This is a genomic window from Blastococcus atacamensis (assembly GCF_002938425.1).
In the GTDB taxonomy this organism is placed as follows: Bacteria; Actinomycetota; Actinomycetes; order Mycobacteriales; family Geodermatophilaceae; genus Blastococcus; species Blastococcus atacamensis.
This window is the reverse complement of record NZ_POQU01000123.1, coordinates 1-7,112: the sequence shown is the minus strand read 5'-3', so window position 1 is coordinate 7,112 and position 7,112 is coordinate 1. Positions and strand designations below refer to the sequence as shown.

At 73.4% G+C, this 7,112-nt stretch carries 7 protein-coding genes and 1 pseudogene; 6 read left to right on the top strand and 2 right to left on the bottom strand.

The features are described 5' to 3' along the window. A pseudogene (locus tag C5508_RS18455) lies at window positions 1-292 on the bottom strand (hypothetical protein); the annotation flags it as partial. Window positions 293-483: 191 nt separating this feature from the next. Here C5508_RS18455 and C5508_RS18450 point away from each other — a divergent pair. Next, window positions 484-1,812, top strand: coding sequence for a hemolysin family protein (locus tag C5508_RS18450; protein ID WP_104526377.1), 1,329 nt, complete (start codon window positions 484-486; stop codon window positions 1,810-1,812). A 6-nt stretch (window positions 1,813-1,818) separates the two neighbouring features. Here the strand turns inward: C5508_RS18450 and galE are convergent, their stop codons facing one another. Next, window positions 1,819-2,775 (bottom strand): UDP-glucose 4-epimerase GalE, encoded by a 957-nt coding sequence (gene galE / locus C5508_RS18445; RefSeq protein ID WP_104526376.1) that lies wholly within the window; start codon window positions 2,773-2,775, stop codon window positions 1,819-1,821. A gap of 41 nt (window positions 2,776-2,816) precedes the next feature. On the opposite strand from galE, the gene hisC reads away from it, so the two are divergent. The 5 genes from hisC to C5508_RS19695 form a co-directional block, all read left to right on the top strand. Continuing rightward, on the top strand, window positions 2,817-3,917 hold the full coding sequence (gene hisC, locus C5508_RS18440) for a histidinol-phosphate transaminase (RefSeq protein WP_232797284.1): 1,101 nt from the start codon (window positions 2,817-2,819) through the stop codon (window positions 3,915-3,917). A gap of 120 nt (window positions 3,918-4,037) precedes the next feature. Continuing rightward, complete coding sequence (gene trpS, locus C5508_RS18435) at window positions 4,038-5,060, top strand: tryptophan--tRNA ligase (RefSeq protein ID WP_104526374.1); 1,023 nt, start codon at window positions 4,038-4,040, stop codon at window positions 5,058-5,060. Beyond that, window positions 5,057-5,623 carry a 2'-5' RNA ligase family protein gene (locus C5508_RS18430; RefSeq protein WP_104526373.1) on the top strand — a complete coding sequence of 189 codons (567 nt, stop codon included), beginning with the start codon at window positions 5,057-5,059 and terminating at the stop codon, window positions 5,621-5,623. Before trpS ends, C5508_RS18430 begins: the two co-directional genes overlap by 4 nt. A 168-nt stretch (window positions 5,624-5,791) precedes the next feature. Further along, window positions 5,792-6,781 carry a YihY/virulence factor BrkB family protein gene (locus tag C5508_RS18425; RefSeq protein WP_232797283.1) on the top strand — a complete coding sequence of 330 codons (990 nt, stop codon included), beginning with the start codon at window positions 5,792-5,794 and terminating at the stop codon, window positions 6,779-6,781. A 50-nt stretch (window positions 6,782-6,831) separates the two neighbouring features. Next, window positions 6,832-7,112, top strand: a 281-nt coding sequence (locus C5508_RS19695; protein ID WP_198598180.1) for a hypothetical protein, incomplete at its 3' end; no start/stop codon positions are given.

Here is a 7,112-nt window from a genome sequence, read left to right as displayed (position 1 = left end):
CGTGGTTACGGAGATGTGTTAGACAGACCGCTCGGAGGCCGCTGACCGCCGCAGTCCCGGGCGCCGTGCCCGCACCGGGCGAGGGGGCCTCGCCCGGTGCGGGCCCGGCGGCCGGGACGTCGGCGGTCAGCGGCTCCGGAGTGGTGGCGAAGACCGAGGTCGACGACTCGGGGGCGGTGCCGAGAGCCTCCTCCACCGGTGCGGCGTCCGGTGCGGTCAGCCAGAACCCGGCCACCGCGAGCGCGAGGGCCAGGCCCGTGCCGATGCTTCGGCCGGCGGAGATGCGGGGCACAGCGGTACTCCTGATCACGCTTCGTTATCGAGCAAAAAACCCACGGGAAGCGCTGCGAGACGGACAGTGCCTGTGAGCTGAGTCACCTCCTGCCCCGGCGTGGAGGTGACGGAGCCACCACCTCGCAGGTGGGTCGCCAGCAGGCACCATGGTGGGCCCCGCACCCGAGAACCCTGAGGAGCACGCCGCCGGTGAGCGACGTCTGGCTCGACATCGTCATGGTCGTCGTCTTCGTGCTGATCGGCGGTGCGTTCGCCGGTGCCGAGATCGCCCTGGTCTCGCTGCGCGAGGGTCAGGTGCGGGCCATGGCCGACCAGGGACGGCGCGGTCAGGCGGTCCAGAAGCTGCTCAAGGACCCCAACCGGTTCCTGGCGGCGGTGCAGGTGGGGGTCACTCTCGCCGGGTTCTTCTCCGCGGCCTTCGGCGCCAGCACGCTGTCCCGGCCGCTCGCCGACGTCCTGGAGAGCCGCGGTGTCAGCGAACGGCTCGCCGGCACTCTCGCGCTGGTCCTGGTCACCATCGTGATCAGCTACCTGTCGCTGGTCGTGGGCGAGCTGACGCCCAAGCGGCTGGCGCTGCAGCGGGCCGAGGGTTTCTCCCTGCTCGTCGCGGCCCCGCTCAACGCCATCGCGAAACTCTCCCGACCGGTCATCTGGCTGTTGTCCAAGTCGACGAACGGCTTGGTCCGGTTGCTCGGGGGCGACCCCAGAGCCAGCGGCGAGGCGATCAGCCAGGAGGAGCTGCGTGACCTGGTGGCCGCGCACGAGTCGCTGAGCAGCGACGAGCGCCGGCTCATCGACGAGGTGTTCCGGGCCGGCGAGCGCGAGGTGCGCGAGGTCATGACGCCCCGTACCGAGGTGCAGTTCCTCGACGCGTCCATGACCGCCAGCCGCGCGGCGAAGCTGGTGGCCGAGTCGAACTGGTCGCGGTTCCCGGTGGCCGGCCGCGACCAGGACGACGTCGTCGGCTTCGTGCACGTCCGCGACCTGTTCCTGCCCAGCCATCCGGCCGGTCGGGCGGCGACCGTCGGTGACCTGTCCCGCGAGGTGAAGCGGTTGCCGGGCACCGCCGCCGTCCTGACCGTGCTCAGCGAGATGCGCCGGGAGAACCAGCACCTCGCGATCGTCGTCGACGAGTACGGCGGCACGGACGGCATCGTCACCCTCGAGGACCTCATCGAGGAGGTCATCGGGGAGATCTACGACGAGTACGACGAGGAGGTCGAGCCGGAGGCCGGGCAGTCGCCGGACGAGCCGCGCGAGGTGGACGGCCTGCTCAACCTGGACGACTTCAGCGACGCCACCGGGCTGCAGCTGCCGGAGGGGCCGTACGAGACGGCGGCCGGCTACGTGCTCGCCGAGCTCGGGCGGCTCCCCGAGGTCGGCGACGCGGTGGAGACCGAGGGACGCCGGATCGAGGTGCTGGAGCTCGACGGACGGCGCATCGCCCGCCTCCGGGTCAACCCGCCGCCGGCCCCCGACGTCCAAGAGGACGCCGAGGGCGCGACCGCGGCGGGCTGACCGGGCTCAGCGGCGGGCGTTGGCGACGTCCCAGGCGTCGCGCACGATGCCGACCAGGTCGGTGTGCTTCGGCGTCCAGCCCAGGTCGGCGCGGATCCGGTCGCTGGCGGCCACCAGCTGGGCCGGGTCGCCGGCCCGCCGTTCGCCCACCGTGACCGGGATCGGGTGCCCGGTGACCTCGCGGGCGGCCTCGACGACCTCCTGCACGGAGAAACCGGTGCCGTTGCCCAGGTTGTAGATGCGGTGCTCGCCCGCGGCGGGCGCCGGCAGGGCGAGCAGGTGGGCGTCGGAGAGGTCCTCGACGTGCACGTAGTCGCGGATGCAGGTGCCGTCGGGGGTCGGGTAGTCCTGGCCGTAGACCGTCAGCGACTCCCGCGTGCCCGCGGCCACCTGCAGCGCGATCGGGATGAGGTGCGTCTCGGTCGCGTGCCGCTCGCCGAGACCGTAGGCGGCGCCCGCGACGTTGAAGTAGCGCAGGCTCACCGCCGCGAACCCGTGCGCGACGGCGTAGGAGGTGAGCATGTGGTCCACGGCCAGCTTCGAGGCGCCGTAGGTGTTGGTCGGCCGGGTGGGCGCGTCCTCCCGGATCGGCACCTGGTCCGGCTCGCCGTAGGTGGCGGCGGTCGAGGAGAACACGATGCGCCGGCAGTCGGCCGCCCGCATCGCCTCCAGCAGTGCGAAGGAACCGCCGACGTTGGTGTGCCAGTAGTCCTCGGGCTGCTGCTGGGAGACGCCGACCAGCGACTTGGCCGCGAAGTGCAGCACCGCCTCGGGCCGCACCTCCGCCAGCACCGGCGCCGAGTCGTGCAGCGAGACCTGGGCCAGCGTGGCGCCCTCGGGCACCGCGTCGGCGTGTCCGGTCGAGAGGTCGTCGAGGACGGTGACGTCGTGGCCGTCGGCCAGCAGCGCCGCCGTCACTACGCTGCCGATGTAGCCGGCTCCGCCGGCGACGAGTACGCGCATGGGCCCACCTTATGAGGGCGGTCGCAGAGGTGGAGGATCTCGTGGTCAGTCCGCGTCCCGCGGTGCAGTCGCTGCCGGCCTACAAGCCGGGCCGCAACCCCGCCGACCTCGCCCGGGAGATCGGCGTCGAGCGCGCCGTCAAGCTGGCCAGCAACGAGGTGGCCTTCCCGCCCCTGCCCGCCGTCGTGGAAGCGGTGACGGCGGCCGTCGCGGAGACCAACCGGTACCCGGACAACGGCGCCGTCGTCCTGACCCGGGCGCTGGCCGACCGGTACGGCGTCGACCCGGGGCAGGTCGCGACCGGCTGCGGGGCGGTGGCCATCTGCCAGGAGCTCGCGCAGGCCTACAACGACCCCGGCACGAGCATCGCCTTCGCCTGGCGCTCGTTCGAGATGTACCCGCTGCTGGCCCGCGTCGCCGGCGCCCGCGCGATCCAGGTGCCGCTGACCCCGGGCCGGGACGGCGGCTCCGCGGACACCCACGACCTCGACGCCCTGGCCGCGGCGGTCGACGACACCACCCGACTGGTCTTCGTCTGCAACCCGAACAACCCCACCGGGACGGCGGTGCGCCGGGCGGAACTGGAGCGGTTCCTCGACGCGGTCCCGGCGGACACCCTCGTGGTACTGGACGAGGCCTACCGCGAGTTCGTGACCGACCCGGAGATCCCGGACGGGGTGCAGCTCATGCGGGGCCGGCCGAACGTCGCGGTGCTGCGCACCTTCTCCAAGGCCTGGGGTCTGGCGGGGCTGCGGGTCGGCTACCTGCTGGCCGAGGACCCGGCCGTGGCCGAGGCGGTGCGCAAGACCCACCTGCCGTTCAGCGTCGGCATGGTCGCCCAGGCAGCGGCGGTCGCCGCCCTGGCCAGCGAGGAGGAGGTCCGCCGCCGCTGCGCGGCGGTCACCGCCGAGCGGGCGCGGCTGACCGGGGCGCTGCGCGACCGCGGGCTGGAGGTCGCCCACAGCCAGGCGAACTTCGTCTGGCTCCCGGTGGGGGAGCGGACGGCGGAGCTCGCGGCGGCGCTGGAGGCCCGGGCGGTCATCACCCGACCGTTCGCCGGCGAGGGGATCCGGGTCACCGTCGGCACCCCCGAGGAGGACGACGTCTTCCTCGCCGCGCTGGACGACGCGCTGGCCTCCTGAAGGAGGACTCCGGAAGCAACCCGTCCTCCTCGCCACGCGCAAGCTCGCGGCGAGCCTCGGGACGGGGCCTCGGCCGGCTGGGGGCGGGCCCCGGGACGGGGCCGTGCGACGGCTGGTTTGATGGCCGATGTGGCTCTTCCCCGTGTCCTCTCCGGCATCCAGCCGACGGCGGGCTCGTTCCACCTCGGCAACCACCTCGGCGCGCTGCGCCAGTGGGTCGCCCTGCAGGACGGGCACGAGGCCTTCTACTGCGTCGTGGACCTGCACGCCATCACCGTCGCGCAGGACCCCGCCGAGCTCCGCCGCAACAGCCTCGTCTCGGCCGCACAGCTGATCGCGCTGGGTGTCGACCCGGCGCGCAGCGCCCTCTTCATCCAGAGCCACGTGCCCGAGCACCTGCAGCTGTCGTGGGTGCTGGAGTGCCTCACCGGGTTCGGCGAGGCCAGCCGGATGACCCAGTTCAAGGACAAGAGCCAGCGCGAGGGGACGGCCGGCACGACGGTCGGGCTGTTCACCTACCCCGTGCTGATGGCCGCCGACATCCTCGTCTACCAGGCCGACCGCGTGCCGGTGGGCGACGACCAGCGCCAGCACCTGGAGCTCACCCGCGACCTCGCGATCCGCTTCAACGGCCGCTACGGCGACGCCTTCCACCTGCCCGAGGGCTTCATCCCCGAGGGCGGCGCGCGGATCATGGACCTGCAGTCGCCCGAGAAGAAGATGAGCAAGAGCCTGCCGCCGGCCGGGTGCATCCAGCTGCTCGACGACCCCAAGGTGACGGCGAAGAAGATCCGTTCGGCCGTGACCGACACCGGCCGGGAGATCGTCGCCGACCGGGAGAACAAGCCCGGCGTCACCAACCTGCTGACCATCCACAGCGCCCTGTCGGGCACCTCGGTCGCCGACCTCGAGCAGCACTTCGCCGGCCGCGGCTACGGCGACCTGAAGAAGGAGCTCGCCGAGGTCGTCGTCGAGTTCGTGACGCCGGTGCAGCAGCGCACGCAGGAGCTCCTGGACGACCGGGCGGAGCTGGAGCGGATCCTCGCCGCCGGTGCCGCGCGGGCGCGGGACGTCGCCGCGCGCACGGTCGCCGACGTGTACGAACGGGTGGGCTTCCTCCCCCCGGCGGGGCCCGCGGCATGAACGACGACACCTTCGTGGGCCGGCTGGCCGGCCCGCCGGAGACGGCCGTGCTCGGGGTGATCCTCCCGGTTCCCGAGCCGTGGGCGTCGCTGCTGGTCGAGTGGCGGACCAAGGCCGGTGACCCCCAGGCCTCGTTGGTGCCGCCGCACGTCACGCTGCTGCCCCCGACGGAGGTCCCGGTCGGCGACCGGGCCGCCGTGGCCGAGCACCTGACCGAGGTCGCCGCCAACCATCCGCCCTTCGACATGCACCTCGCGGGCACCGGCACCTTCACGCCGGTCTCCGACGTGGTCTTCGTGACCGTCGCGCGCGGCATCGGCAACTGCGAGCTGCTGGCCAACGACGTGCGCCGGGGCCCGCTGGAGCGGCCGCTGTCCTTCCCGTACCACCCGCACGTCACCGTCGCCCACGACGTCCCGGCCGACATGCTGGAGCTGGCCTACAACGGCCTGCAGGACCTCTCGGCCGAGTTCCGGGTCGAGCAGTTCACCGAGTTCGAGCAGACCCCCACCGGCAACTGGTCGATCGCCCGCACCTACCGGCTCACCGGTCCGAGGCGCTAGAAGGGCCCCCTCGCCCCCCGCCGCTCGCTGCGCTCGCGGCGGGTCCCTGCGAGGGGGCCGTTCCATCGGGTCACCGGCGCTCGCGGCGGGCCCCTGCGAAGGGGCCGTTCCAGCACCTCGCCGGGGGCTGTTCCAGCGGGGACCCGGCGGGACCCGCAGACTCTGGCGGTGAGCTCTGCCAGCTCCGGTGACGCGCCGGCCCGCCCCGCGTGGCCCGCCCGGCTCTGGGCCCTCGTGGAGTCCCGGATCGACGCGGCACGTGCGCGGTTCGGCTGGTTCGACCACCTGGCCCGCGCCGGGGGGCGCTACCAGGGCACCCAGGGCGACCTCATGGCCGCCGGCGTCACCTACTTCGCCTTCCTGGCCCTCTTCCCGGTCCTGCTGCTCGTCGCTTCGATCGTCGGCCTGGTCATCGCCGGGGACCAGCTCCTCCAGCGGGAGCTGTTCACGGCCATCCGGGAGACCTTCCCCGGCGGCCTGGGACGACGGCTGGTGGAGCAGCTCTCCGGCGCCATCGACTCCGCGGGCTTCGTCGGGCTCATCGCCCTGGCCGGCTTCCTGTACGCCGGGCTGCGCACGATGGACAAGCTGCGCGTGGGCATGGAGCGGATCTGGAAGGGCCGGGTGGACGAGCCCGAGTTCCTGCGCGACAACCTGCAGGACATCGTCGCGCTCGTCGCGCTGGGCGCCGTCGGGGTGGCCAGCCTGGGGCTCACCGGTCTGGTCAGCCAGGCGACGTCGCGGGTGCTGGCCTTCCTCGACCTCGCCGACCAGCCGGGCTACGGGGTCCTCACCTGGCTGCTGGGGATCACGCTGGCGATGGCCGGCGACGTCGTCGCCTTCCTGTGGCTGCTGCGCGTCGTGCCGGGGGTGGCGAACCCGGTGCTGCGGCTGCTGCCCGGCGCCCTGTTCGGCGCCGTGGGCTTCGAGGTGCTGAAGCTGATCGGCGGCTACTACCTGTCGCTGATCTCCGACAGCGTGACCGCGTCGGCGTTCGGCGGGGCCGTCGGCGTCCTGGTGTGGATCAACCTCGTCGCGCGGTTCTCCTTCTTCACCGCAGCCTGGACGGCCACCGGCCTCGAGGGGGAGGGGCCGACCCCGCCGGTCGACCGGCTCGACGACGACGGACCAGTCCCGCACCCAGCAGCGTCGCGCTGAGCACCGCCGCCGCACCGAGTGCCGGCAGCACCCAGGAAGCAGGCCCTTCCGTGGGCTCCTCCGCAGGGGCCGCCGTCGTCCGGGGCCTCTCGGGAGACGGGCCGGTGGCTCCGGCGGAGGCGGCCGGCAGCAGGTCACCGGGGCGCACCAGCCGGCCCACCCCCGGGGTCCCGGGCGGAACGGTGAACCCCCAGTCCAGCAGCAGCGCCGCCTGGTCGGCGGCCCGCAGCGGCACGTTCTCGGTGTCCAGCACGCTCACCACCAGCCGGCGGCCCTCGCGCTCGGCCGCGGTCACGAACGTGTGCCGCGCGGCGTCGGTGAACCCCGTCTT

Bases quoted from the DNA above. Each gene is read 5' to 3' on its own strand.
- C5508_RS18430 (WP_104526373.1), top strand. From the start codon at position 5,057: ATGAACGACGACACCTTCGTGGGCCGGCTGGCCGGCCCGCCGGAGACG.
- galE (WP_104526376.1), bottom strand. From the start codon at position 2,775: ATGCGCGTACTCGTCGCCGGCGGAGCCGGCTACATCGGCAGCGTAGTG.
- trpS (WP_104526374.1), top strand. From the start codon at position 4,038: ATGGCCGATGTGGCTCTTCCCCGTGTCCTCTCCGGCATCCAGCCGACG.